The 23,863-nt window shown below is 67.9% G+C and carries 20 protein-coding genes and 8 pseudogenes; 19 read left to right on the plus strand and 9 right to left on the minus strand.

The genetic code is table 11. The annotated features are described in order from the left end of the window. Together G5C60_RS13710 and G5C60_RS13715 are read right to left on the minus strand one after the other, a co-directional pair. Positions 1–220 (minus strand): annotated as a pseudogene (locus tag G5C60_RS13710) (oxidoreductase); the annotation flags it as partial. A 49-nt stretch (positions 221–269) separates the two neighbouring features. Continuing rightward, positions 270–728, minus strand: a complete 459-nt coding sequence (locus G5C60_RS13715; RefSeq protein ID WP_165258608.1) for a cupin domain-containing protein — start codon at positions 726–728, stop codon at positions 270–272. A gap of 282 nt (positions 729–1,010) precedes the next feature. Between G5C60_RS13715 and G5C60_RS13720 the strand changes: the two genes are divergently transcribed. From G5C60_RS13720 to G5C60_RS53655, 8 genes and pseudogenes are all read left to right on the plus strand, one after another. After that, complete coding sequence (locus G5C60_RS13720; protein WP_165258610.1) at positions 1,011–1,514, plus strand: MarR family winged helix-turn-helix transcriptional regulator; 504 nt, start codon at positions 1,011–1,013, stop codon at positions 1,512–1,514. A gap of 703 nt (positions 1,515–2,217) precedes the next feature. Further along, positions 2,218–2,718, plus strand: coding sequence for a cupin domain-containing protein (locus G5C60_RS13730; RefSeq protein WP_165258612.1), 501 nt, complete (start codon positions 2,218–2,220; stop codon positions 2,716–2,718). Between the two features lie 383 nt (positions 2,719–3,101). Further along, on the plus strand, positions 3,102–5,174 hold the full coding sequence (locus G5C60_RS13735; protein ID WP_338145815.1) for an AAA family ATPase: 2,073 nt from the start codon (positions 3,102–3,104) through the stop codon (positions 5,172–5,174). A 34-nt stretch (positions 5,175–5,208) separates the two neighbouring features. Continuing rightward, entirely contained in the window at positions 5,209–6,171 is a 963-nt protein-coding gene (locus G5C60_RS13740) for a GNAT family N-acetyltransferase (RefSeq protein ID WP_165258614.1), read from the plus strand. 164 nt (positions 6,172–6,335) lie between these two features. Beyond that, entirely contained in the window at positions 6,336–6,812 is a 477-nt protein-coding gene (locus G5C60_RS13745) for a nuclear transport factor 2 family protein (RefSeq protein WP_165258616.1), read from the plus strand. A 138-nt stretch (positions 6,813–6,950) separates the two neighbouring features. Continuing rightward, positions 6,951–7,295, plus strand: a pseudogene (locus G5C60_RS54090) (transposase); the annotation flags it as partial. 124 nt (positions 7,296–7,419) lie between these two features. Next, positions 7,420–7,569, plus strand: coding sequence for a hypothetical protein (locus tag G5C60_RS51935; protein WP_241266770.1), 150 nt, complete (start codon positions 7,420–7,422; stop codon positions 7,567–7,569). Continuing rightward, positions 7,557–7,916 (plus strand): annotated as a pseudogene (locus tag G5C60_RS53655) (NF041680 family putative transposase); the annotation flags it as partial. The gene G5C60_RS51935 and the pseudogene G5C60_RS53655, both read left to right, overlap by 13 nt. Before the next feature lie 51 nt (positions 7,917–7,967). On the opposite strand, the gene G5C60_RS13760 reads toward G5C60_RS53655, so the two are convergent. Both G5C60_RS13760 and G5C60_RS54095 read right to left on the minus strand, forming a co-directional pair. After that, positions 7,968–8,255 carry a transposase gene (locus G5C60_RS13760; RefSeq protein ID WP_277611308.1) on the minus strand — a complete coding sequence of 96 codons (288 nt, stop codon included), beginning with the start codon at positions 8,253–8,255 and terminating at the stop codon, positions 7,968–7,970. Between the two features lie 32 nt (positions 8,256–8,287). Beyond that, a pseudogene (locus tag G5C60_RS54095) lies at positions 8,288–8,515 on the minus strand (transposase); the annotation flags it as partial. A gap of 1,451 nt (positions 8,516–9,966) precedes the next feature. Here G5C60_RS54095 and G5C60_RS13765 point away from each other — a divergent pair. Further along, complete coding sequence (locus tag G5C60_RS13765; RefSeq protein ID WP_277611310.1) at positions 9,967–11,259, plus strand: alpha/beta hydrolase; 1,293 nt, start codon at positions 9,967–9,969, stop codon at positions 11,257–11,259. Here G5C60_RS13765 and G5C60_RS13770 read toward each other — a convergent pair. Continuing rightward, positions 11,258–11,875: pseudogene (locus G5C60_RS13770) on the minus strand (transposase); the annotation flags it as partial. The gene G5C60_RS13765 and the pseudogene G5C60_RS13770 overlap by 2 nt on opposite strands. On the opposite strand from G5C60_RS13770, the pseudogene G5C60_RS54100 reads away from it, so the two are divergent. Together G5C60_RS54100 and G5C60_RS54430 are read left to right on the plus strand one after the other, a co-directional pair. Further along, a pseudogene (locus tag G5C60_RS54100) lies at positions 11,874–12,579 on the plus strand (transposase); the annotation flags it as partial. The pseudogenes G5C60_RS13770 and G5C60_RS54100 sit on opposite strands and share 2 nt — an antisense overlap. 67 nt (positions 12,580–12,646) lie before the next feature. Continuing rightward, positions 12,647–12,976: pseudogene (locus G5C60_RS54430) on the plus strand (transposase); the annotation flags it as partial. 858 nt (positions 12,977–13,834) lie between these two features. On the opposite strand, the gene G5C60_RS13780 reads toward G5C60_RS54430, so the two are convergent. Beyond that, the gene (locus tag G5C60_RS13780) at positions 13,835–14,734 is read right to left on the minus strand and encodes a LysR family transcriptional regulator (RefSeq protein ID WP_206439488.1); all 900 of its coding nucleotides are present in this window, start codon (positions 14,732–14,734) and stop codon (positions 13,835–13,837) included. Between the two features lie 136 nt (positions 14,735–14,870). Here G5C60_RS13780 and G5C60_RS13785 point away from each other — a divergent pair, with 136 nt between their 5' ends. The 6 genes from G5C60_RS13785 to G5C60_RS13805 all read left to right on the plus strand — a co-directional run bounded on the left by G5C60_RS13785 (position 14,871) and on the right by G5C60_RS13805 (position 20,207). After that, positions 14,871–15,716, plus strand: a complete 846-nt coding sequence (locus G5C60_RS13785) for an SDR family NAD(P)-dependent oxidoreductase (protein ID WP_165258708.1) — start codon at positions 14,871–14,873, stop codon at positions 15,714–15,716. 576 nt (positions 15,717–16,292) lie between these two features. Then, the gene (locus G5C60_RS51940) at positions 16,293–17,210 is read left to right on the plus strand and encodes a sensor histidine kinase (RefSeq protein WP_338145810.1); all 918 of its coding nucleotides are present in this window, start codon (positions 16,293–16,295) and stop codon (positions 17,208–17,210) included. Continuing rightward, positions 17,207–18,100 carry a DUF7134 domain-containing protein gene (locus G5C60_RS51945; protein ID WP_241266771.1) on the plus strand — a complete coding sequence of 298 codons (894 nt, stop codon included), beginning with the start codon at positions 17,207–17,209 and terminating at the stop codon, positions 18,098–18,100. The genes G5C60_RS51940 and G5C60_RS51945 overlap by 4 nt, the downstream gene beginning before the upstream one ends. Before the next feature lie 6 nt (positions 18,101–18,106). Further along, positions 18,107–18,883: a response regulator transcription factor gene (locus G5C60_RS13795; protein WP_241266772.1), complete on the plus strand. Its 777-nt coding sequence runs from the start codon at positions 18,107–18,109 to the stop codon at positions 18,881–18,883. Beyond that, a complete protein-coding gene (locus tag G5C60_RS13800; protein ID WP_165258624.1) occupies positions 18,847–19,872 on the plus strand; it encodes a Clp protease N-terminal domain-containing protein in 1,026 nt (341 codons plus the stop codon). The genes G5C60_RS13795 and G5C60_RS13800 overlap by 37 nt, the downstream gene beginning before the upstream one ends. Before the next feature lie 5 nt (positions 19,873–19,877). Beyond that, on the plus strand, positions 19,878–20,207 hold the full coding sequence (locus G5C60_RS13805; protein WP_338145811.1) for a hypothetical protein: 330 nt from the start codon (positions 19,878–19,880) through the stop codon (positions 20,205–20,207). A 76-nt stretch (positions 20,208–20,283) separates the two neighbouring features. Here the strand turns inward: G5C60_RS13805 and G5C60_RS13810 are convergent. Then, positions 20,284–20,376, minus strand: a pseudogene (locus G5C60_RS13810) (IS5/IS1182 family transposase); the annotation flags it as partial. A 52-nt stretch (positions 20,377–20,428) separates the two neighbouring features. Between G5C60_RS13810 and G5C60_RS53140 the strand changes: the two are divergent. Beyond that, entirely contained in the window at positions 20,429–20,812 is a 384-nt protein-coding gene (locus tag G5C60_RS53140; protein ID WP_206439489.1) for a TetR/AcrR family transcriptional regulator, read from the plus strand. Positions 20,813–20,827: 15 nt separating this feature from the next. Continuing rightward, on the plus strand, positions 20,828–21,112 hold the full coding sequence (locus tag G5C60_RS54110; protein WP_206439490.1) for a TetR/AcrR family transcriptional regulator C-terminal domain-containing protein: 285 nt from the start codon (positions 20,828–20,830) through the stop codon (positions 21,110–21,112). A gap of 148 nt (positions 21,113–21,260) precedes the next feature. On the opposite strand, the gene G5C60_RS13820 is transcribed toward G5C60_RS54110, so the two are convergent. Both G5C60_RS13820 and G5C60_RS13825 read right to left on the minus strand, forming a co-directional pair. Continuing rightward, positions 21,261–22,190, minus strand: coding sequence for a S1 family peptidase (locus tag G5C60_RS13820; protein WP_165258626.1), 930 nt, complete (start codon positions 22,188–22,190; stop codon positions 21,261–21,263). A gap of 26 nt (positions 22,191–22,216) precedes the next feature. Continuing rightward, on the minus strand, positions 22,217–23,689 hold the full coding sequence (locus G5C60_RS13825; protein ID WP_165258628.1) for an alpha/beta fold hydrolase: 1,473 nt from the start codon (positions 23,687–23,689) through the stop codon (positions 22,217–22,219). Between the last annotated feature and the right edge of the window lie 174 nt (positions 23,690–23,863).

Consider the following 23,863-nt stretch of genomic DNA (forward strand, 5'->3'; position numbering starts at 1 on the left):
GCAGGTCGAGGCTGACGCGGTCGTGGGTGGAGTGCTGGGCGAGGTCGGCCGCCAGCCGGTGCAGCTCCAGCACCTCCACCTCGGCGCGCGCACCACCAGCCGCCAGTGACCGGCACACAGCCTCCGCAACCCAGTCCGCGAGCAAGCGGGTCGGGCGCCCGTAGCCGACGCCGGCGCACAGGACGGCCAGAGACACCGGGCGCCACGCGGCGGTGTTCATCCCGGCATCGTGTTCATGACTTCCTCCCCGCGGCCGGGCTGTCGTGCCGTCACCGGGGAGGACCGCGGACGACATTGCCGGACAGTTCCGCGGCTTCGGCGAGCAGCTGCGCCGGGATCTCGAAGCCCTCCGGGCGTGGCTCACGAAGGTCACGGCCCGCGTGGCGGAACATCTTCTCCAGCCCCCCGGGGGTCGCGATGAGCAGCAGGTCTGCTTTCTCGGAGGTGATGCGGTAGCCGTGCGGAATGCGCCGCAGGATGCCACCCTCCCGCAACTCGTGCTCCTCCTCGCCGGCCCACACCAGCGCCAAACCGGACAGCAGCAGGAAGACCACATCCTCGTTGTTGTGCACGTGGAACGGCGGAGCCTCGCCCTTGCTGACGTCGAAGCCGCCGACGGTCAGCTGCCCACCGGTCGCCTCGGCCTCGAGCAGGACGCTCAAGACACTCCCGCCGACCCACTCGAGCTGCTGCTGGTCCTCACGTTGCGCGAGATAGGAGATACTCATGGCCGGTCCTCGGGATCCGTGGGCGGCGCCGTCCTCCCTTCCGCAACCCTGCACCGCGCCACTGCCCGATCTCCACCTTCTGCGGTGCTCACTCGGGCCCAACACTGCCCACACCGTGCGCTCACGAGGCCACCCCATCGGACCGGTGAGACCCTCGCCTCCGCCCAGTCCCCCGCCCGGGATGGCACCGGAACTCACGGAAAAGTGCAGTTCCAACTCCGCCGAGGTGGCTGGAACGGCGGCACTCCACACTCTTCGAATTCGAAGCAGTAGACTCCGGACATGCCTGATTCACCACCGTCGCTCGACCGTGTGCAACTCGGCGCCTACTTCGACCTCGTCGAGGTGACCAGCCTGCTCCGGCATGCGGTCGAGCAGCAGCTGCGCGAGACCGGTGATCTCAGCTATGTGCAGTTCCAGCTGCTGGCCCGCCTCGGGGACTCGCCGACGGGCAGTCACCGCATGACCGACCTGGCCGACGGCGTCGTCTACAGCCGCAGCGGCCTGACGTACCAGGTAGGTCTACTCGAAAAGGAGGGCCTGGTCGTCCGCGCTCCCTCGCCGGACGACGAGCGGAGCATCACCGTCACCATCACCGATGCCGGGCGTGCGCTGCTTGCGAAGGTGCTGCCGGGGCATGTCGAGGTGGTCAGCGGCCTGTTGTTCGAGCCGCTTTCGCGCGACGACGTCAAGGCTCTCGCCGGCCTGCTGGCGCCGGTACGCGACCATATGCGTTCGACACCGCCCCGCTCGGCCACGCCTCGCCGCCGCAAAGGCGGAGCATAAGGACTCGACAGGCGTCGGAGCCCCGCAGGCCGCAGCGGAACAGGACGCGGCGAGACGCCGGGCTGGCCGCGGCAGTCGCCGGTCAACCGGGACGGGGGAAGCCGAGGCATCAGGTTGGTCGCGGCGGGCGAACTGGGCGGGTGTTTCTTGAATGCGCGGATGAAGTGGCTGCTGTCGGTGAAGTGCCAGCGCGCGGCGGCTTCGGAGACAGCCAAGGGCGAAGAGCCCAGAGCTCGTTGGCAGCGGTGTGCTGCGGGGTCACCCAGCGCATCGTTCCCTGGAAGCCGTCGATCGTGGAAGCGCTGAATTCCGGCAGGGGGTACAGGTCCCCCGAGCGGTGTTCCATGTGTCGATGAACGGCTCCCCCGTCCCCCGGCCGGTGCCGGTGGAGTCGGCGTCGACGGTGAACGTGCCCATCCTGTCGCCCGGGTCGAGGAAACGCGCCCTGCTGCTCATGTGTCTTCCGCGCCGACGAAGATGTCGCCGCAATCCCATCCGGTGTCGCACACGTACACGCTTACTACGCATGGCCGTTCCTACTCTTGGCTGCACTTCAACCGTCAACAACCAACCGCCCGCGGGTGCACCCAACTGAACCATGGGCCTTGCACGCCGACACCGCGGGCGCTCTGCCCAGCGGCAAGGTCGTCGTCGCGCCAGGCGACCGACTCCCACTTGACCGACATCTGAGGAGACGACCACGATGATTCCCGACGACGATCCGTCCCGGTCGCTGACCGTCGCGAACCCCGACGACCCCGGCACGACGTACATCTCGCTGGTGGGCAACACATACGGCATGCTGGTCACCGGCGAGCAGACCAACGGCCAATACTGCCTGATCGACATGCGCATCCCCGACGGCGGCGGCCCACCGCCGCACCGGCACGACTTCGAGGAGATGTTCACCATCCTCGAAGGCGAGATCGAGTTCACCTTCCGCGGCGAGAAGCACACCATAGGGGCCGGGTCCACGATCAACATCCCGGCCAACGCCCCGCACAACTTCCGCAACGCTTCGGGTACGCCGGCCCGCATGCTGTGCATGTGCACCCCCGCCGGCCAGGACGAGTACTTCACGCGCATCGGCGATGTCGTCGCGGGCAAGGACGCGCCGCCGCCACAACTGTCGGAGGACGAGCTCGCGGAACGCCGCCGCCGTGCGGCCGAGTTGGCCTCGACCTACCGAAGTGAGTTCCTGTAGCCCGCAGGGGCCGACAAACCCGGCCGTCGGCCGCAGCTCACCGAGCCTGGGCGGCCTTCGACAGCTCGACCTCATCCAGGACTCGGCCAGGCCCGGTCCCGCTCCGGTCACGGATGTAACCGGGCTGAGCGGTGTGACCATGATGAGCAGCCCGGCGGCGAAACTGCGGACACGCCGACAGCCTTGGCGAGGTGTGATCGCGCCAGTGACGCCGGGCCGCGCCGAGTTCTGGGGTCGCCATGCCCCTGAGCGTGCCAAGAGAGGCGATTGCCTCTCCTGCGTACTGGACTGGCTATCTCCACGAAAATGCTTCTCCCTGACCATTCGTCTCCTGCCGACCGTGGAGGCGGGACAAAACCAGAAAAGAGCGCGGATTGGAAGCGGTGGGCCTGGCGGACCGGTTGGCCGCGGCACGAGCCGGTGCGCTGGTGGGCAGGGAGCCGGAGCGGGCGGTGCTCGACCGGATGCTGTCGGGCGCGGCGCAAGCGCCGTTTGTGGCGTACCTGCACGGTCCCGGTGGCATCGGCAAGTCCTCGCTGGTGCGCTACGCCGCCCAGCAGGCCGAGCTCACCGGCCGCCGCGTGGTGCACGTGGACGGACGGTTCCTCGACGCCGATCCGCGCCGGATCGAGGAGACTGCGGCCCCGGCGTGTGCCGAACCCGGTGCGGTGCTGCTCATCGACACCTTCGAGCAGTGTCAGCCACTCGAGGCATGGCTGCGCGAGACCTTTCTGCTGCGGCTCGCCGACCACGCGATCGTGGTGGTGGCCAGCAGGGTCGCCCCCGACGCCGAATGGTCGCTGGACCCTGGATGGGCGCAGTTGTTCACCGCACTGGCCGTGCAGCCGCTCGACGCCGCCCAGTCCCACGCCCTGCTCGCCGCCCGGGGTGTCCCCGCAGAGCAGCGCGGCGCCTTCGTCGCCTTCGCCGGAGGCAGCCCGCTCGCCCTCTCGCTGGCCGCCTCCGTCCCGGCCGCACCCGGCGCACCGTGGGAGCCGACCGGCGACGTCCTGAGGACCCTCGTCGAGCGGCTGGTGGGCGACCTGCCCAGCGCCGTCCACCGGCGCGCCCTCGAAGTCGTCGCGCAGGCCTACGTCACCCGCGAGCCCCTGCTGCGCGCAGTGCTGAGTGACGAGGAAACCGACAAGGTGTTCTCCTGGCTGCGCCAGCTTCCCTACCTCGAGGCCACACCCGAAGGGCTGCACCCGCACGACGCGGTGCGGGCGACCCTCGAGGCCGACCTGCGCTGGCGGGACCCCGAGCGCTACGACGACGTCCGCGCCCGCATCTCGCTCGCCGGCCTGCACGCCGTGCGCTCCGCCACCGCCGACGACGCGCTCTTACGAGTCGCGGAATGGATGTTCCTCTTCCGCGACCAGGACGGCCCGGACAATCTGCATAACTACCGGACGCACCCCCACATCGAAGACACTCCGCTCCGGTCCGAAGACGTGCCCGGCGTGCTGCGCATGGCCGAGGAGGCCGAGGGCCCGGCATCGGCAGCCGCGGTCGCACACTGGCTGCGCCGCCAGCCGGAGGCCTTCCGCGTCCACCGCTACGCGGGCTCCTCCGCACCCGCGTCATTCATGGCCATCCTGCGGCTGGACGCACCACTGCCCGAGGACCGCGCCGAAGACCCGGTAATCGCAGCAGTCTGGGACCTCGTGGAGGCGGCCGCTCCCCTGGGACCGGGCGAGCACCTGGGCAACCGCCGCTTCGCGGTACAACCCGGCGGGCACCAGCGGCCCTCACCCCTGATGGAACTCACCAACCGGCGCACCATCGGCGAGGAGATGCGGACCCACAAACGCGCGGTGACCTTCACCGTCTTCGAAGACGCCGACCGGTGGGGACGCTACCTCGCCAAGGCCGGGATGCCGGAGGTCGCGGCCGTGGACGTCGGCGGCCTGCGACAGCACGTCTTCGGCCGGGACTGGCGACGGCAAACAGTGGAACAGTGGGTGCAACACCGGGCTCGCACCGCGGTCACGCCCGTAGCGACATGGCCCACGACCGCCGCCACGAGGGGGCCGGGCGACCAGCTGCCGCCCGCCGCGTTCGAGGAAGGCGTGCTCGAAGCGCTGGGCACCTGGCAGACCCCACGCGAACTCGCGACCAGCGTCCTGCTGCACTCCCATCTCGTGCCGTCGGGCTCACCCGACCCGGTCGCGGACCTGCGCGGCGCCATCACCACCGCCCTCGACGCGATACAGATCGACCCCGCGGGCATCAAGGCGCACGAGGTTCTCTCCGCCACCTACATCACGGCCTTGTGCACCCACAAGGCCACCGCCCGGCGACTGGGGGTGCCCTACGGCACCTACCGGCGCCACCTCACCCTGGCCAAGGAACGCCTCATCGAACAACTGCTGCGACAACCAACCACAACAATCACCCCGACCCCGCACCCTCGCGAATGCTCCGCCACACCAGCCTGTGTGGGGTCTGTCCAGTGAACTTTGCACTCTCCAACGTGGCTAGTGAGATCAGATGACAGAATTCAACCTCCTGGGTTACAAGACGGAATGGCAGAAGGACTTCGAGCGGCGGCTACACGCCTCGTACACGGCGGCCGGGCCAGGTGCGGCCGCGGCTGAGCACATGCTCGAGGACGTACGCGCCAGCATCAGCGACTGGACCGTCGCCGAGATCACGGACGCCGGGACCCGAGTGGGATACGTCGCCGTGGTCGTGGTTGACGACAACGGCACGCTCGCGGGCCGTATCGGCGACCTCCGCGTCGACGCACTCCACGTCGGCCGGGGGCACGAGCAGGCCGCCCGAGACTGGGCAGAGGCATGGTGCGCGGAGCGCGGCGCACACCGGCTGGACATACGGCTCACCGAGCCCGCCGGCGAACTGTTCGACGGTTACCGCGTCCGCGGCCAGCTCAGGACGCGGCTGATCAGTTCCCCGCCGGAACCACTCGATGGCGTCATCGCACGGCCGATGACACAAGCCGAATATCCCGAGTGGCTCGCCTCCGAGAAGGCCGCCTACGTCGGCGACATCGTCCTGGCGGGAGCCCTGAGCCCCAAGGAGGCCGTACACAAGTCCGACCGCGACTTCGCGAAGCTGATTCCCGAGGGCCTGGCGACGCCCGACAACACGTTCCTGGTGCTCGAGGCGGCCGGCGAGCAGATCGGCACTGGCTGGTTGAAGCACGGGTACCTCCCGGGAGTCACCTACGGCTACTCGCTGTACATCCAGGAGCAGCACCGCCGCAAAGGGTACGGTCGGGCCGCCATGGCGGCCGGCGAACAGGCAACGCTCGCAGCCGGCGACTCGGCGCTGATGTTCACCGTGTGGGGCGGCAACGAGGCGGCAATGAACCTGTACACGAGCGCCGGCTACCAAGTCATGGAGGAAAACCGCTTCATCGACCTTCCCGCTCCGCGGCCTCACACGAATCACCACAGCACGACGCAACCGCCGACCCACTACCTGACTTGACAGATCAACTGCATCGGATGTCTGTCGACCGGGGCACGTACAGGTCGAAGATCCACCTCATCACCGAGCGGACCGGTCTGCCCCGGCCGCCTTCGCCCGGTTCAACGGTAAAGCCCCGATCCCCGTCTAGTCAGGCAACAAAGTCCATCAAGCAAAGGGACGTTATGGACGACCGTATTGATCTCGCCGAGCTACTGAGCCGATATGCCGATATTGCGGACATGAAGGAGTTCACCCACCTGCCCAGTCGCATTTGCACCGATCCACTGACGGTGGATTTCGAAGCAGTTACCGGCATGCCGGCGGTAACTGCTTCGCTGCGTGACTGCGTCGAGCTCCTCCGCACAACCTTGGCGCCCTTCGCTGCGACCCACCACGCGATCACCGGTCACGTCGTCACCATCGACGGCGACAGTGCGACGATTCATGCGCACGTGCGTGCCGAGCACTGGCTTCCGGTGGAACTCGTCGGTGACGGACCCGACCGCTGGCTGGTGGTGGGTTTCTACGATACCGAGGCGGTCCGTACGCCGAAGGGATGGCGCATCAGCCGATTCAAACTCACCGTGACCCACCAGGAAAATCCACAGCTGGCGAGCCTCGCCCAACCCGCTGAGCAGGCGCGCCGGCCCCAAGCCTGAGGGGGAGCGCAATCCCCGGCGCGGAAGGCCGCAGCAACTACTGGAGTTTAGGCTCAGTGACTCTGTTGGTGATGTTGTCCGAGGCGCCGACGGAGGGGCCGTCGGATGGCTCGCTGGAGGAGTGTGGGGTGGCCTCGGATGTTGGGGTGTGGGGCTGTGTCGTTACGGCCAAGGAGTGTCCAACGGATTCCGGTGAGGACGGTGCGGACAGCGCGGGCGGCATACCCGAAGGGCACTGCGGCGATGCTCATCCGGGCCCGGCTCGATGTCCTGTTCGAGGACGAGGAGTTCGTTGGGCTGTATCCCCCTGATGGCAGGCCGGGGCTGTCCCCCCGACAATCGGCGCTGGTGTCGGAGCTGCAGTTCGCGGAGAATCTCTTCGACCGTGCGGCGGCAGATGCGGTCCGTACCAGGATCGACTGGCAGTATGCCCTCGGCCTTGAGCTGGAGGATCCGGGGTTCGACCACTCGGTGCTGTGCGAGTTCAGGGCCCGGTTGGCCGAACAGGACGGCGTCCGCCGACCAGTTGTTGCAGCTGGTGCTGGAGCGCCTGGTGGAGGCCAGCCGGCTCAAGGCCGAGGGCGGGTAGCGTACCGACGCCACTCATGTGCTGACCGCGGTTCGCACCCTCAGCCGCCTAGACCTGGTCGGGGAGACGCTGCGGGCGGCGCTGGAGGAGCTGGCCGAGGCCGCCCCCGCCTGGCTGGCGCCGCTGATCGAGCCGGAGTGGGCCAAGCGGTACGGAACGGTACGTTGATCCGGATGAAGGTCGAGCACCTGCCCGGTGACGCGCCCCGAGCCCGGTGTGGCTCTGGTCCTCGCGCACCGGGATGACCGGTGCAGACGTCGACCTGCGCTGGCAGGCGTTCCTCCGCAGATTCGATCTGGAACATACCTTCCGGCTGTTCAAGCAGACCCTGTGCTGGACCGTCCCCAAGGGCCGCGACCCGCACACCGCCGACCTGTCGACCTGTCGACCTGGCTGATCATCGCCGCCCACCCAACTCCGTCTCGCCCGCCCCCTCGCCGAGGACCTCGGCCGCCCTGGTAGCGGCCCACCGAGTCGCGCCGGCTCACCCCGCCCGGGTCCGCCGGGGGTTCCGTACATCCGCGTGAAGATGGCGAGGCTGTCGCACGGCTCCTGACCGGTGAAGGTCAAGAGTGCCTCTTGGGCGTGTGATTGATGAGCTTGTTGAGGTTGTGCACCGTGCCGAGGAGCTTGATCTCGGCGTCCACCGCCTGGCGGCCGCGGTAGTTGAGGCGTCGTCCGAAGCGTTGGAAGATCTGGGCGAATCCCGGCTCGACCAGGGCACTGCGTTGACGGCACTGGGCTCGTCCTGTTGGGGTGGCGAGGCGGGCCGCCATGTCCTGCTGGCCGGCCGGGGCCTGCTGACGTTTCGCGGGAAAGCCTGCCTGGTCGGCATCGCTGGTGACCGAGACCAGTAGGGGACCAGTAGGGGGAGGTCGGCGAGGGCGTCAAGGGACGCGGCGGAGGCGTACCCGCTGTCGGCGAGCCAGAGTTGGATGTCGCCGGGGAGCCGTGCGGCCTGGTGATTGTGCTGGGTCTTGTGCACCATCGGAACAAGGGCTGTCCTGTCCGAGGGATTGTCGTGTGCTTCGATGGCCAGCAGGAATTGACGGCGGGCGCACACGATCTGGATGTTGTATCCCTGCAGGTAGCCGCCGCGTTTGCCGGGAATCAGCCGGGAATCGGGATCTCAGGCAGGCACGGGACTGCGGGGAGGGGGCCGGGCGGAGTGCGCGGGCCCGCTCCAGCCAGGCCCGCATCTTCACCAGTCGCGTTCGCTGGCGAACGAGGATGGTCTTGTGGGCCATCGTGACCGGCGGCCGTCCGTTCGCTCCACGACGTCCTGCCGCCCGGTCCTCTCGGACGCGGAGCTCGTACCTCTTCAGCTTCTCCTGGTGAGCCTCGGTCTCGGCGGCCAGGCGCTTCTCCGCGCGGGCCACCATCAGCTCGGCGGCTTCGACCTTGATCCGGATCTCGGTGGGTAAAGGAATAGCCCGTTCATGCAGTCGGTCCCAGGCCAAGTGGTCCCGGATGAGCCGGTCGCACAGCCGGGACAGGCGAGGCCAGTTGTCACACGCGTCCTCGCCATCGCCCTGTGCTGCAGAACCATCGGCCTCGACGCTCAGCGCGTGGCCGACTACCTCCTCCATCAACGCGTGGATCTCTTTCTCGCACAGGTAGATGGTTTCCTCCAGGCGCTGGAGCCGCAGGTTGGCGTCGCGTGAGGCGTTCGCCTCCATCGGTGAGCCGTCCACGGCCACCGCCGAAAGATCGACCAGGCCACGTCGGCCGCACAGCGACAACACCTGCACGAACAGCGAGTGCGGGCGGCAGCCACCCCCGGACATCCCGCGGCATCTCAAGATCACGTTCACGGTCGCACGACAAGAAGTTCCGCCCCACCAGCCAAGAATCCGACACCTCCCTGATCCTCAGAACCGAACAACGAATCGCTCTTGACCTTCACCGGGCAGGAGCCGTGCGACAGTCTCTGGCCCGTCCCGCCGACGTGCCGCAACCCTCCATGTCCGGCCCTCGACGCCCACCCGGCTCGAAGAACCGCAGGCCAGCCCCGCGTCACGAGCCAGGGAAGACCGTGAAACGAAACCCTCACCGAACACGTCCGCCTGAAACAGCAGCGAGGTTAATGATCAAGCTGAGGAGCCTCGCCATTGGTCCAGCAGATTGTTGAGGTGCGGCCCAAACAGGTCAGGTCTGGCGAATACACCAACGATGCTTTGTTGTCCATACCGCTGCCTGTCCCACATCCCGGTAGCCAGGGGGTTAGCTTGTCCTGACCATGATTTTTATGGTCGACCTGTGTCTTCAAACAATTCCCCTCGCAACGGTCGGCACCGAGGCCACCGTGTGCGCACGCTGCCTGCCTTGGTTGCCGCCGCCGCGCTCGGTGTCGGCGCTGTGACCATCATGATCCAGTCGGCCGAGGCCACAGCGACCCATCCATCCACACTTAAGTGGGGCGCGTGCCCCACGGACGCCCCGGCCCCGCAGCAATGCGCCAGGCTCAAGGTGCCGCTGGACTACAAGGATCCGGAGGGACAAGCGATCGCGATCGAAGTGTCCCGGATCTCCGCAGCCGACCCGAAGAAGCGCAAGGGCGTCCTGATGCTCAACGGCGGGGGCCCAAGCTCCAGCCTGGACGTTCCTACCGCGATGGGCAGTCTCCTGCCTAAGGCGGTGCGAGACAGCTACGACCTGGTCGCTTTCGACCCTCGCGGCATCGGACACAGCACTGCGATGAACTGCGGCCGGGACGCCGATGAACTCGTCCGCGATGAGCAGCTGGAGGTACTGTCCTTCCCAGGCGCGGACGGTTCGATCAACGCCAACGTGGCATACGCCAAGCGGATGGCCCACCAGTGCGCAGCCAACTCAGCTGACCTGTTGCCGCACTTGACCACTGCGAACGTCGCCAGGGACATGGACCGGATCCGCAGCGCGCTCGAAGAGCGCTCCGTTTCCTACTACGGCATTTCCTGGGGCACCTACCTGGGTTCGATCTACCGAGCGCTGTTTCCCGAGAATGTCGACCGAGTGGTGCTCGACAGTTCGGTCGACCCCAACAAGCGCGGCTACGACGACTTCCGCACATTCAGTGAAGCCATGGAGGACCGCTGGCCCGATCTTGCCCGATTCGCGGTCGCCCACAAGGACACAGTCGGTCTCGGCAGCACGCCCCGTGACGTGCGGCGAAACTACCTTGCCCTGGCGGCCGACCTCGATCGTCGTCCCGTCTCGCTGCCGGGCACCAAAGCCCCGATCAACGGCAATCTCATACGGTTCTTCACCTGGCAGCTCTCGTACAACGACGCGAGCATGATCGCGACGAAAGAGTCGCCGGTGCCCATGCTGGCCCGGCTGTGGCAGGCCGCAGCCGGCGTCGCAGCAGGAAATCCCAGCGACGCCGACCGTACCTTCCTCACGGAACTGACCAACGACTTCGTCGCCAACGGCACGATGGCGGGAGTTCCGCAAGACAATCTCTATTCAGCGGGCTGGGCGATCAGCTGTGGGGACAAGGCCTGGCCACGCAACATCAGGACTTATGCCCACAACACCGCTGTCGACCGGGCGAAGTTCCCACTCACGGCGGGTGCTCCGGCCAACATCACGCCCTGTTCGGCCTGGGCCTCGCAACCAACCGGCCCCGAGCCGAAGGTCAAACCCATTGGAAAGCGCAATGTACTGATTCTGCAGAATCGACGCGACCCGGCCACTCCGCTTAGTACCGCTCGCGGCATGCGCCAGGCAATGGGTGGCGATGCAGTCTTGGTCGACGTCGACGCAGGGGGCCACGGAGTGCTGGTTCACCCTGAGCCGAATGCCTGCGCTATAGGCGCCTTGGACGCCTTCTTTGTCTCGAATGAACTGCCGCGTGGCGACACGTCCTGCACGTAAGTTCCTTGGTGCCGTCCGCGCGCACGCCCATCACAACCAGGACGGCGTCCTTGGCCTCCTCCAGGCGTATGCGCAGGTGGATGCCGTCGGCCCAGACGTAGACGTAGTCCGTGGCGGACACGTCGCGCTCGCCGAACGCCTTGTGGTCGGCCTGCCACTGGGTGGTCAGCCGGGTCACGGTGGGCGGGGAAAGGCCGGCGGAGGAGCCCAGGAACTGCTCGAGCGCTGGCACGAAGTCGCCGCTGGACAGGCCGTGCAGGTAGAGCAGCGGCAACACCTCGCTGATCTTCAGGGACTTCCTTGCCCAGGGCGGCAGGATCGCCGAGGAGAACCGCTTGCGCTCGCCCGTCTCCTCGTCGATGCGCTTGTCGTTCACGCGTGGAGCTTTGACCTCGACCGTCCCGGCCGCGGTGGTCACGTTCCGGGGCTGGTGGTGTCCGTTGCGGACCACGAGCCGCCGCCCGCGCTCGTCCTTCTCGTCGGCCAACTCGGCTATGTAGGCGTCAACTTCGGCCTCCAGTGCGGCGGCCAGCATCCGCCTGGCGCCCTCCCGGACGATCTCGTCGATCAGGGACCCGCCTCGCGTCGAGCCGTCCTCGGTGACTACCGTGAGCATGGGCGTACCTTCCCAGCCGACGGGCCAACGTCGGCCTACTAGGACTCCGTCAGGTCTTCCGGATAGTCGTGATCAGGAGCATGTTGGGTGTGTGGACGCACATGAAGTGAACCGTGTCCGGGCGACGTTGGCGTTATACGTGGCGGATGTGTTCGCCTCGGTGTCGCGCAAGGACCAGCGGGCCAAGGGCGACTGCTATCTGCGGGGGCTGATGCTGGACGGCCGCCGCAAGTCCATCCAGGCGATGGCCTCCCGGCGGCCTGGGTGATCGACGACGTGTCGGTGCCCAAGGACGGCCAGATGTCGGTCGCAGTGGCTCCGCAGTACTGCCCAAACGCGCCAACTGCCAGGTCGCCGTCAGTGTTCACGCGGCGAGTGACACCGCCTCGTGCCCGCTGCAATGGCGGTTGTTCCTGCCCGAGGAATGGGCCTTGGACACCGACCACCGGGCCAAGACCCTCATTCCGCCCGAGATCACGCATCGGGAGAAGTGGCGTCTGGCGTTGGACATGCTCGACACCCTCGCAGACTGGGGGATGACGCCGCCGGTCGTGGTGGCCGACGCCGCGTACGGCACCAACGCCCACCTGCGGGCCGCACTGCATGACCGTCAACTCGCCTACATGCTCGCCATCCGGGCCGATGTGACGGCCCATCCGTTCGACGCAGAGCCTGAGGCGCCGGCCCGCAACGGGCTCATCGGCTGCTGGCCCCAGCCCCGCTACCGCCACCGAGCACCCTCAGTGGCAGCCCTCGCCAAGGGACTCGAGCCTGCCGGACTGCTGGCTGCTGGTCGAATGGCCCGAAGACGCCGAGGCTCCCACCGATTACTGGCTGTCCAACCTGCCGGCCAGCACCCCGATCGCCGACCTGGTCCGGCTGGCCAAGGTCCGCTGGCGCATCGAGCACGACTACCGCGAACTCAAACACGGCCTGGGCCTGGACCACTTCGAAGGCCGTTCCTGGCCCGGCTGGCACCACCACGTCACCCTCGTCACCGCCGCCCGTGCCTTCCTCACCGAACAACGCCTGTCCCCAAAAGTCCCCGCACCGGTCTCACCACCCTCTACCAGGTCCTCGACACCCTCCAGAACACCCTGAAGTGCTGGACCGGCACCTGCACCACCTGCCACCAACCCCTGCCCAGCAGGACCCCAAGACCGAGACAGCCCTAACGGAGTCCTACTACTGCCCGGTCCTAACAAACCACCGTTAGGCTCTGCCAGAGATCTTGTGACGTCACCTGCCTGATCTGGGCATCTACCGCGTATGGCGGTCCAGGTATCCAGTGTGGTGGTCGAGGCGATCGAGCGTGCGGCTGGAACGGCCATATTGCGCGCTCACGCCGCGGCGCCGACGGCGAGGTGCCCCAATGCGGGGTGGTGTCGTGGCGTGTGCGCGGCCGGTACGCGCGTCGGCTCGCTGACGCGCCTGTCGGCGGAGCCCCGGAACGAGAAAGCTCCTCGAAACCCCAGGGGTATTGCAACGGGCTTCGCCCGATTGGTCCGTGACGTGCTGTCAAGGGCGGACGAGCTCACCGACGCGGACCGCAAGGCGCTGTCACCGCTGTTCTGGACCCACGTCAACCCGTACGGCCAGTTGAGTGTACGTGGCGGGAGGTGGGGCTGCCCGGTCTCTTCCCACTGCTGGAGCCAGCCGCGGAGCACGGTCAGGGACGGGCGCCTGCCCGCAACCGAGATCCGGCAGGTACGCGAAGACCACTTCCCCGCGTGCACAGCCCGAAGCGCCATCGGCCCGCTATGAACGACGATCAGATCAGAGTGTCGCGATGACCAATTGAGCCCGAACCCGCGGCCATCATCCATGGCACCACCCGCCGCCCGACTCGACCTGCCGATGACCGGGGTCGACAAGCTCGGGTAGCGCGATGGCCGGCACTCCGTTGCCACGAGGGACTTGCAGGCGAAGGTACGTTGTTCGCACGCACGTTGACGAGTGTCAGGCCGTCACGACCGCCGTGGTGTGTTCCGTAGCGTGGCGCACGAACCTCGCCACATTGGGAGAGATCGCGGACGTCGCCCAGGTGATCCGCAACTGGCTGGGCGACAGCCCGACGACCGGTATGACGGTGATCCCAGCCGGCAGGTGCTCAGGCACGTGGGCAGCCGGAAGGAATCCGACGCCCTGACCCAACCTGATGCTGCCGATGAACTGAGCAGTGTCATGCACCAGCGGGCCAGGCTGCCAGTCGTAGTCGGTGAGGTCCGTGCCAAGCCAGTACTTCATTTCAGCCGGCGTGAGATGTGACCAGACCGGAAATGATTCGCCCGCAAGTTCACTGCGATGGATCGCCTCACGCCCGGCAAGCGGATGAGTGTCTGGGAGCACGGCGACGCGAGGGTCGGTCCGGATCAGATCGCTGTCCAGGTCGCGAGAGTCGAAGGGAGCGCGCAGCAGCGTGACGTCCGCCTCACCAGCGCGCACCTGATCAGCCTGGACCCGCCAGTCAACCATGCCCCCTCGCGCGGGGAGCTCACCCGGAAGCCGCTCATTGTAGGAGGTCACGAGCTGTTGCAGGACGTCGATGTCGCATCCGCGTGCGGTCACTCGAAGCTGCGGTCCCTCCCGTCCGAACCTGGCTACCCGGGTCAGTGCGGCATCGGCTGATTCGACCAGGCTGCGAGCCTCCTGGCTGAGCATCCGGCCGGCCTCGGTCAGTTCGGCCCCATGCGGGGCCCGGATGAACAATGCCGTCCCGACCGCGTCCTCCAGGGACCGGATCGCCCGCGACAGCGCGGGCTGCGTCATGCCCAGATGTTCGGCCGCCTTCGTGAACGTACCCTCGTCGGCCACCGCGAGTAAGTAGCGCAGATGCTTGAGATCGATGTCGAACCGCACTCAACCAGCTTGCCACTCCTGCGGCTATGCCGGTGAGGCATACCTCGATGCCTTGCCGGCTTTGGATCTCTCAGTCTCGCTCGGATTGCATGAGGAGAGTTGGAACGGCCGAGTCCATAAGGAACGAAGGAAACACATGACACCGAAGGCAGTCATCACCGGTGGAACACGCGGAATCGGCGTGGAAGTGGCGATCGAACTGGCTCAGCGCGGATACGCGATCACCGTCGTGGGCCGGGACGAGGAGCACGGCGAGCAGGCCGTGCGGCGGATCGGGGACGCCCGCTTCATCCAGGCAGACCTTTCCGTACTGGCCGAAGTTCGCGCACTTGGAGCGCGGTTGGCCGAGGAGGGCCCGCTGCAGGTGTTGGTGAACAATGTCGGCGGCATGTGGTCGACGCGGTGGGAGACCGCCGACGGAATCGAAGCGAGCTTCGCACTGAACCACCTCGCCCCGACCGTGTTGACCGAGGCCCTGCTCGACGCGTTGCGGACGGGCAGACCGAGCCGGGTCGTCGACGTCACGTCGTCATCCATCAGCGTGGCCTTGATGTCGGGAACGCCCGTTTACAAAGAGATCGAGCACGACGAGTATTACGGCATGGCCGCGTCCGGCCGGGCCAAGCTCGCGCACCTGGCATACAACCAGGACCTGGCGGAGCGACTGCGCGACAGCGGCGTGTCGGTGTTCGCGGCCGACCCAGGGCCATCCGCGACTCCGAACGCCGCGGAGATGACTCCCCAGATCCTGCCGCCTGCGTTGCGTCCGCACTGGGAGCAGATCCGCCAAGGAGTGCAGCGTCCCGCAGCCGACGGCGCGCGTCCAGTCGTGTTCGCGGCCATTGACCCATCGCTCTCCGACCAGACAGGACTCGTCATCGGAGACGACTGCACCACCACGAACGCATTGACAACGGCGCTCACCCCAGAACTCATCACCGCCGTTGGCGCACTCACCGAGCGCGTCCTGAAGAGGAACTGACAGACCAGCGCACGCCGCCTGGCCTGTTCACACGTTCCTTGATCGCCTTACGTGGTGCTGTGATGACCCATTGTCAGTTGCCGCTGTCGGCATGGGCGGTTGCGCGGGGATTGCCTCCGGAGAGGGAGGCATGCATGCCTTGGGTACGGCCGTATGTGCGTTCAGTAGCGCCACCATGGCGAAGATCGTCATTTCCCGTCTGGCGTCCGGCGCACAGCGTGAATACCCTCGGACCGGTGTTCCATTGTCAGACCGAGGAGCGCGACGATCGGCCAGATCGGGGCGGGCGGTCTTCCAGCATCCACAGGTCGCCGTCGCCGAGTGGAGGTGGCCGGGGACAGGGTCGGTCCCCCGGAGCAGTACGTACCGGCCAGCGAGCGCGTCGTAGGCTCATGCCCTCATGGGATCTTTGCGGAATTGGCTGCTGCCGCTGGTCGTTGCGGCCCTTCTCTTGATGTGGCCGGGGCCGGAGGTGCTGGACGGCGGATACGGCGGCTTTCGGGAGGGGCTTGGGGTCACCCTGGGCGTGGCGGGCGGAGTGATCGTCGCGCTGGGGCTGGGCGGCGGGTGCCGCTGGTGGCGTTGGTCGGGGTGGCCGTCTGCCACGGAGTGGCTGTGGCCGCGGCGGCTTCGGACGCGGTCCAGGCGTTCGTCTTCGTGGGCGACATGGTGGCCGTGTACTCCGTCGCCGCCCGCACTACCCTGCCGGTGACGCTGCGGTCCGTCGGTACGCTCGTCTGCTGTCAGGCGCTGGTCGACTTCGCCGTGGACGGTGTGAGTGTTTCCGTCGGTGTTGGTCTGGCCGTCACTGTCGCGCTGCACCTTGGTGTCGTCGGCATCGGCCGGGGCCGGGCCCACCAGACGGCTGCACGCGCCCGGGCCGCTGCCCACCTAGCCGGGGTCCGGGCCGAGGCGCAGAAGGCGGGGGTGAATGAACGACGGAGGCTGGCACGGGAATTGCACGACGTCAGCGCCCACCACCTCACTTCCGTGATCGTCACCGCCGAGGCCGCCCGGCATCTCGCCGCCAGCCGTGCCAAACTGGCCGCCGAGGCGCTCGACTTCGCTGCCCGCACGGGCCGCGAGACTCTGGCCACCGTGCAGCGCCTGGTCACCTCCCTGTGGACCGCCGAAAAGAGCGACGACGTCCCGCTGGGCACCCGGATCGAAGAACTCGTCGGCGGTTTTGTCCGCCTCGGGCAGCGGGTGGAGATCACGGGCGTTGAGGGTGGCTCGGCAGTCGGCGCCCAGGTGACGGATGCGGTGTTCGGCATCGCCAGGGAGGCCCTCACCAATACGCTGCGCTACGCCCCAGGGGCGGTCGTACGCGTCGGTCTGCGGGAACTGGGCGACGGATGGCTCGCCCTCACCGTCGACGACGACGGAGGGTTCCGTACGGACGGGGAGGCCAACGTCGGCCGCCGCGGCCTCGGGTCGGGGCGAGGCATGACTGGTATGCGGGAACGCGCTGCGGCGCGATCGGCGGCACAGTGACAGCCGGGCCGGGAGCGGGTACGTCTGTCGGCTGGTCGGTACGGGCGGAATTGCCGGTCCACCCGGGACGGACTGCACGTCCCCGGGCTGGACGGGCGGCGCTGGACTGGCGCCTCGCCTCGCACGCCCTGCTGCCGGCCGCCGGAATCCTCCCCTTGGTGCTGCTGTTCACCGAGGCCCGGCACGTGCACGATCTGGCCCTGCTGAGCGCGCTGTCGGTCGTGCAACTGCTGCCGTTGCTGTGGCGGCGGGTGACGCCCTGGCCGGTGCTGACTGCTTTGCTTGTGGCGGCATGGCTGTGGCCGTTGGCGCCCGGCTCCTCCGCGGATCCCCGGCTGGCCCTGACCGCGGGCGCCTGCGCCCTGGTGGGCGGGGTGTACGCGGTGGCCGCCTACGGCCGTGACCCGTGGGCGACTTGGGCATCGGTGCCGTTGGCCGCGCCGGTGCTGGCGGCAGCGGTGTCGATGACGGCGGGGCGCGACGGCACGATCCACGGACAGCCGGCTGGAGCCCTCGGCGTGGGGATCAGTGTCTTCGCCCTCACGGTCCTGCTGCTGCCGCTGTTTGGCTGCGCATGGCTGACAGGCTTTCTCATACGGTTCCGGCGCGGGCGGATCGTCCGCCGCGACGACGGTGAACTGGGTGCGGTTGTCCACGAGGCGCTCACCGCGGCGCACCGGGAACGGCAGCGGATCGCCGCCGGACTGCGTGCCGCCGTACTCGACCGGACCGCCGAAGTGGTCACCGCCGCTGAGGCGGGCCGCCTCGACGACGTGCCCCCGGCGGCCCGTGAGGCACTGGCGGCGATGCGCGAACTCCTGGGCAGTCTACGCGACGGCACCCCGGCCGATCCTCCGCTCACGATCCCTGCCGAGGGATCGATAAAGTGATGTCCCATGACCTCGCCCTCCACTCCCGCTCGGGTCCTGGTCGTCGATGACCAGGCCGTGGTCCGCGCCGGGTTCGCGGCCATCGTTGACGCGGACCCCGACTTCGTGGTGGTTGGTGAGGCGGGTGACGGCGCCGAAGCGGTCACGCTGGCCGGCCGGCTGACCCCGGACGTGGTCCTGATGGACATCCGCATGCCCGACATGGACGGCCTGACGGCGACGGGCCTGCTCACCGGACCGGGGTCAGGCCACGTACCCAAGGTGCTCGTCCCGACCACCTTCGACCTCGACTCGTACGTCTACGAGGCCCTGCGAGCCGGTGCTTCCGGATTCCTCCTCAAGGACGCCGAACCGGCCGAACTCCTGGCAGCGCTGAGGGTGGTGGTCGCCGGCGAGGCCATGCTGGCCCCCGTGATCACCCGCCGCCTCATCGACACGTTCGCCGCCACCGCTCCCTCCCCTCGCGCCGCGCCCCTCGACGCCCTCACTCCCCGTGAACGAGAGGTCCTCTCCCTGATTGCGACCGGTCACAAGCGACGATCTTCGCGTACGACACAGGCCTGGTGCGGTCGAAACCGCAGCTCGGCTGAACTCGGTGTCCCGCGCCAGGAAATAGGGTCCTCGCGGCCCGAGTATCCGGAGCTATATCCAAAGGTGCAGCAGTGGATCCCCCTCCGGGGCGACGCGCCCACCCACTCTGGTCGGAGAGGCTGCTGGGCAGGAACGGCGAGAAGAGGAAGTGCCGTATGGAAGCGACTAAGTCCCCCGACTGGAACATCGTGAGGGTCCTGGGGGCTGCTCGGGGCGCGCGGGCGGACGCCGGGGGAGCCATGGGGACCGAGCATCTCCTGGCCGGCATCACCACGTCCAAGGGGCTGGCACGCGAAGCGCTCGTGGCTGAAGGGGCGACCACGACCGCGCTGCTGGCGGTGCTGCGGGACAGGACGGAGAAGAACGGCGCGTGGAGTGCCGACGACGACGCGGAGGCCAGCGTTGCCTCGGAGGACGTCCTGGGGGACGACGGCGACCGGCGCACCACTTTCACCGGCGCCGCGGCCAGAGCGCTGACCGCGGCCATGGAGCACGCTCGGCGGGAGGACGCGGGGAAGTTCGGCGCCAGGCATCTGCTGAGGGGGCTGCTGGCGGAGGACAACCGGGCTGTGGAGCTGCTGGGCGCGTGCGGCATCTCGCCCCAGGCCGTACTCGCACGCCTCGACGGCGGCTCCGGGAGCCGGGAGGACGGTCTCGACCCTCTGCTGTACGCCACTCGCGACCTACTCCTCGGCCGTAGCCACTATCGCCGGATGCCCTTGTGGATGCGGTGGCTGACCAAGCTCAGTGGGGTCAACTGGGCGGCTTTGCCTGCCGGCTGGGTTGGATTGGAGACCTACGAGCAGGCCCGCCGTCTCGGCGACCGGGTGGTGGGCACTGAACATGTACTGCTCGCGATCCTGGCCACCCACGAGGTCGCGCTCCGGTACCCGCACCTGGTGGGGGAGAACACCACCGGCCGGGACACCCGGTACGCGGGCGGCGAGCAACTAGCCAGCCTGGGCATTAACTACACCTCGGTCCACCGTGTGCTGACCGCCGACGACCGCATTCACCTGACAGCCGATACCCGGTCCGCCGAGGAGTACGTCGACGAGGCCACGGGCCACAACCTGATGAGTAGAGCGGGCACCGGCCCCCTGGTCGAGACCCTCCTGCGGGAACAGACCCGCGCCCGGCAGCTGATCGACGCGCTGATCAGAGCCTGCCCGCCGACGTAGCCGACGTGCTTGCGGCAGTCCTGAACGCGGACAATCCGGTTCATGCCGCGCTCCGACGGCAGGTTCCGCACCTCAGCGTGCGAGCTCGCTGCACATGCGGGTGCGGTACCGCCTACTTCGAACTCGACACCAGCGAGGTCGAGCCCGCGCCCACCGGCTCCGGCACTGTCGTGGCGGCCGAAGCGCAGCTCGTCACTGAGGCCGGTGAGTGCCCCGGCGAGGTCCTGGCCTTCACGCAGGGCGGCTACTTGTCGTGGCTAGAAGTCTGTTCATGGAGCGACGACATCCAGGTGACACTGGCCGCCGCGCGTCACTGGCTGCATCCACGCTCTTGATCCTGGACGGCCAGCGCCGCCCAGCGGTTTCCGATCTTCACGACACCACGATCCGACCGACATCACGAGTTCAAGTTCAGTAGTAGGTTCCCTGCCAGGTGGATGTGGTCTCGTCCGTTCTGCACTTGGCGAGATTGTCGATCGAGGCAATGTGGATCACGGCTTCGGAGATGGCGGGTGTGCGGGTCGCCCAGGCGAGCAACCCCAGTGGCACCCCCGCCATGGCCATCCGTGACCACCTCAACGGTCTGTGGCGTGACGAGGCCTTCGAGTGGTATCCCAGAGACAAGAAAGCCAAGCGTGCGGAGATCGTGGCGGCGGCGCGCCGCTGTTTCGCGCGGGGCGGCTTCCATCAGACCTCGATGCCGGACATCGCCGCCGCAGCCGGTGTTTCCGCGGGTGCCCCGTACCGCTACTTCACAGCAAGAGGAGAGATCATCCTGGCCATCGCCGCGGACGCCTTCCGGCTGACCTTCGAGCCGATGGATCGGGTGGCCGTGGTCGCTGACGCCCCTTCCCTGGGCGACCTGGTCGCCGCCTCCCTTCAGGCACTGAGTGTCGAGACCGTCACGGATGCCGCAGGGCAGGTGGTGCCGGTCGAGTAACTGCTGCAGTGCGTTGTGCAGGCCTGGTCGGAACTGCTGCGCAACGACGGCCTGCACGCCTGCGCCTTGGAGGGCTTGGAAAGGGTCCGTCGCAGCATCGCAGACGCCCTGCGCCGCGGACAGGCGGCAGGCGCTGTCCAAACCGTGGAGCCGGAGAGCGGCGCACGGGTATTGATCGGTCTGCTGCACGGATTCTTGCTCCAGCGTGTGGCCTTCGGCTTGCCTGACACGGCGGGGTTCAACGACGCCGTCCGGGGGTTGCTCGACGGAGCCGAGCGCGCGGACAACACTCCGCGGTGAGCGCAGGGCGCCACGCCAGTGTTGTCGTAACGCCTCGCATGCCCCACGGTCGGCGCTCATGGCCCGCCGCCTCACCGGCGAGGCCACCCCGAACTGGCGCGGAACCTGAGCCAGGACCAAACACGAACCACCGGGACCAAGCGCTCAGTTAGAGTCGGGGGTCTGGGCGGGGCAGCAGGCAGCCGGTGCGGTTGAGGTCCAGGCGGTTTCCCGGTGCCATGCACGTGGTCAGCCAGTACGTCTGCGTGGCGTAGCCGATCCCCTTGTGTGTGGTGATCGTTCCGTTCCTGGCCATCTCGCAGGGGTTGTCCAGCGTGCACTGACCACCGTCGTGGTTGCTGGTGTTGTTGATTCCCACGATCTTTCCGCCAGCGAGCACGGGGGATCCCGAGGTGCCGGAACCGGTGTCGCATGCGGGCGTGTAGCGCAGGACGTCCTTGGTGGCGTTCCCCGACTCCAGGACGCGGTAGGCGAGCTGGTCGATCTTGCAGGTGAACTGCTCCTTCAGGCTTGCCGACACGACCCGGATGTCCGTGCCCCGGGAAGGCATGTGTGTGGACAGCGTCAGAGCAGTGACTCCGTGGTCCCGTTCCAGTTCCCGGTAGGTGTTCCGGACCTGGTACAGCGCGAGGTCCGTACCGGTCAGGGTGACGTACAGAGCCTTGCTCGCATGCAACTGCACCGCGGTGTCGCCGGAGCGGCCCAGCACGTTGAACAGGCGGTGGGAGGGCTGGTTCACCAGCACCTCGCCCGGGACGGGCCAGGCCCCCTCATAGCAGTGGGCGTTGGTCATCACCAACGCCCGGTCACCGGCCGTCGAGTCAGGCATCCGTACGACCGAGCCCGAACAGCCATCGACGTCGACCGTACCGGTGAAGTCGGTCTTGTCCCGCGGCGAGGCCGCATGGACCGGTCCCGTCGGCTTCGCCGGGGCGGTCGCATCGGCCGGTGCGACCGCTGTCGTGATGCTGGAAGGGGGGGTGGGGAGGGCCGGCGCGGCAGATCCGGCGGGCGCCAGGACCGCGAGGCCGAACAGTGCGGCGCCGAGCAGGGCACCGGTCCTGAAGGAACGTTTCATAGTGTCTCCATGCCGTGAGGGGTCGGTCACCGATCGCCGGGACAGGTGCCGTTGGTGGTCTTGCCGCTCCGGAAGAACGCCAGGACCTTGGAAACGCAGGGAAGCTGCGCAAGAGAGGCGTGTACGTCGTCCTGAACGGTGAGCAGAGCGCCGCCTGTCGCCTTCTGGGCCTCCTGAACCCATCGGTAGGGCGTGATGTCCTCGTCCTTGTGCCCGGAGAGCTGGAGCGGGCTGTGTCCCCGCACCACATGTGTGGGTGGGGCGTGCAAGGGCCAGTCCGCACACCAGGCAGTGAAGTAGAGTCCGCCGAGGCCAGGATCCGCGGTGCGACGTGCTTGCAGGGCGCCCCACATGTCGGCGAAGCTGGTCCCGCTGGTGTCGGTGTTGCACATCATCGCGTCGTACTGCAGGCCGTTCAGGCCGCGCCACGGAGCGTCATAAGCGAAGGGCCGCCGTTTCGCTGCCCCTCTGGCCTTCGTTGCGGGTCCCGGCGTTCCGCCTTCCAGGACGCTCACCAGGTTGATTGCAGACGTCACCCAGTCGCTGGGCCTGGAGGCGAGGAGGGAGGCGACCCAGTCGCCGTTCATCACCTCGTCACCGACGGCACGGGGCCGGCGGTCCAGTTCGTCACGCAGCCCGATCAGCCGCTTCGCAATGGCGGCCCTGTCCGTGCCCAGGTGATACTCCCCGTCGTGCCGGGCCAGCCAACGGACGAAGTTGTCGATGCCGCCTCCAGCTGCCTCTATGTCTCCATCCATCACGGAATGGTCGAACACGGGCAGCATCACCGAGTCCAGCCACATGCGGTGGACCCGGTCGTCGAACAGGGACCGGTAGGCCATGCCGACCGCGGTGCTGAACGACACACCGTAGAAGTCGATCTTCGAGGCGCCGAGCGCCTGCCGGAAGGAGTCGATGTCGCGGGCAGCGTTCGCCGGAGTGAGCTGTCGTACGAACTCGGGGTCCTTTGCCGCGCATCGCTTGTTGAACTCGGCGTACTCGTCGAAGGCCGCCTTGGCGCGCTCCCGTGGTCCGGCGGTGGCGGGAACATCGACGCCCGGCCCCCCGTCGCAGTCGATCCTGTCGCTGTAGCCGGTGCCCCGGTCGTCGATGCCGAGGATGTCGCGGTTGGCGGCGAGCGGGCGCAGCCCGGTCTCGAGGACACGTGCCGGTGACGCCAGGTTCGACACCCCTGGGCCGCCCGGGCCGTACAGCAGGGGTTCGGCCTTGCGTCCTGGTCCGTCGGCCTTGATCCGGCTGACCGCGAGGCTGATCTTGCGGCCCTGCGGTTTGGAGTAGTCCAGGGGAACTCGCAGTTCAGCGCACTCCGTTCGGGTGTCGCCCGGTATGGGCCAGTCTTTGGCCACGGTCGTGCAAGGACGCCAGTCCAGGCCTGAGGTGTCCTTCGGCGCGGCGGACGCCGAAGGGAGCATCAGTCCGCTGAGCATCGCCGTCGCGGCAAGCAGTGTCCCGCGGCGCAGCATGACAGCTGGTGGCATGAGAGGGGGCCTCCAAGAGTGAGCCGATTGTCTTCGATGCCGTGCACGGGCACTCTGGCCGGGCCCCGTCTCCGCGTCGTAACCCCCGGGCATCGGCCACCACTTCGGCAGGCATCTGTCGTGTATCAGTCGCGGTGGGCCGGCCGGTCCGGGGCCGATCACTGTGTCCGGGCC

Origin of the sequence: Streptomyces scabichelini (assembly GCF_011045015.1) — a bacterium.
Classification (GTDB): domain Bacteria; phylum Actinomycetota; class Actinomycetes; order Streptomycetales; family Streptomycetaceae; genus Streptomyces; species Streptomyces scabichelini.

Excerpts from the sequence above, each read along its gene's own strand:
- G5C60_RS13740 (WP_165258614.1), top strand. The coding sequence starts at position 5,209 with ATGACAGAATTCAACCTCCTGGGTTACAAGACGGAATGGCAGAAGGAC.
- G5C60_RS13820 (WP_165258626.1), bottom strand. The coding sequence starts at position 22,190 with ATGAAACGTTCCTTCAGGACCGGTGCCCTGCTCGGCGCCGCACTGTTC.
- G5C60_RS13720 (WP_165258610.1), top strand. The coding sequence starts at position 1,011 with ATGCCTGATTCACCACCGTCGCTCGACCGTGTGCAACTCGGCGCCTAC.
- G5C60_RS13825 (WP_165258628.1), bottom strand. The coding sequence starts at position 23,689 with ATGCCACCAGCTGTCATGCTGCGCCGCGGGACACTGCTTGCCGCGACG.
- G5C60_RS13785 (WP_165258708.1), top strand. The coding sequence starts at position 14,871 with ATGACACCGAAGGCAGTCATCACCGGTGGAACACGCGGAATCGGCGTG.
- G5C60_RS53140 (WP_206439489.1), top strand. The coding sequence starts at position 20,429 with ATGGCCATCCGTGACCACCTCAACGGTCTGTGGCGTGACGAGGCCTTC.
- G5C60_RS13800 (WP_165258624.1), top strand. The coding sequence starts at position 18,847 with ATGGAAGCGACTAAGTCCCCCGACTGGAACATCGTGAGGGTCCTGGGG.
- G5C60_RS13730 (WP_165258612.1), top strand. The coding sequence starts at position 2,218 with ATGATTCCCGACGACGATCCGTCCCGGTCGCTGACCGTCGCGAACCCC.
- G5C60_RS13715 (WP_165258608.1), bottom strand. The coding sequence starts at position 728 with ATGAGTATCTCCTATCTCGCGCAACGTGAGGACCAGCAGCAGCTCGAG.
- G5C60_RS13765 (WP_277611310.1), top strand. The coding sequence starts at position 9,967 with ATGCTCAACGGCGGGGGCCCAAGCTCCAGCCTGGACGTTCCTACCGCG.
- G5C60_RS13795 (WP_241266772.1), top strand. The coding sequence starts at position 18,107 with ATGACCTCGCCCTCCACTCCCGCTCGGGTCCTGGTCGTCGATGACCAG.
- G5C60_RS13745 (WP_165258616.1), top strand. The coding sequence starts at position 6,336 with ATGGACGACCGTATTGATCTCGCCGAGCTACTGAGCCGATATGCCGAT.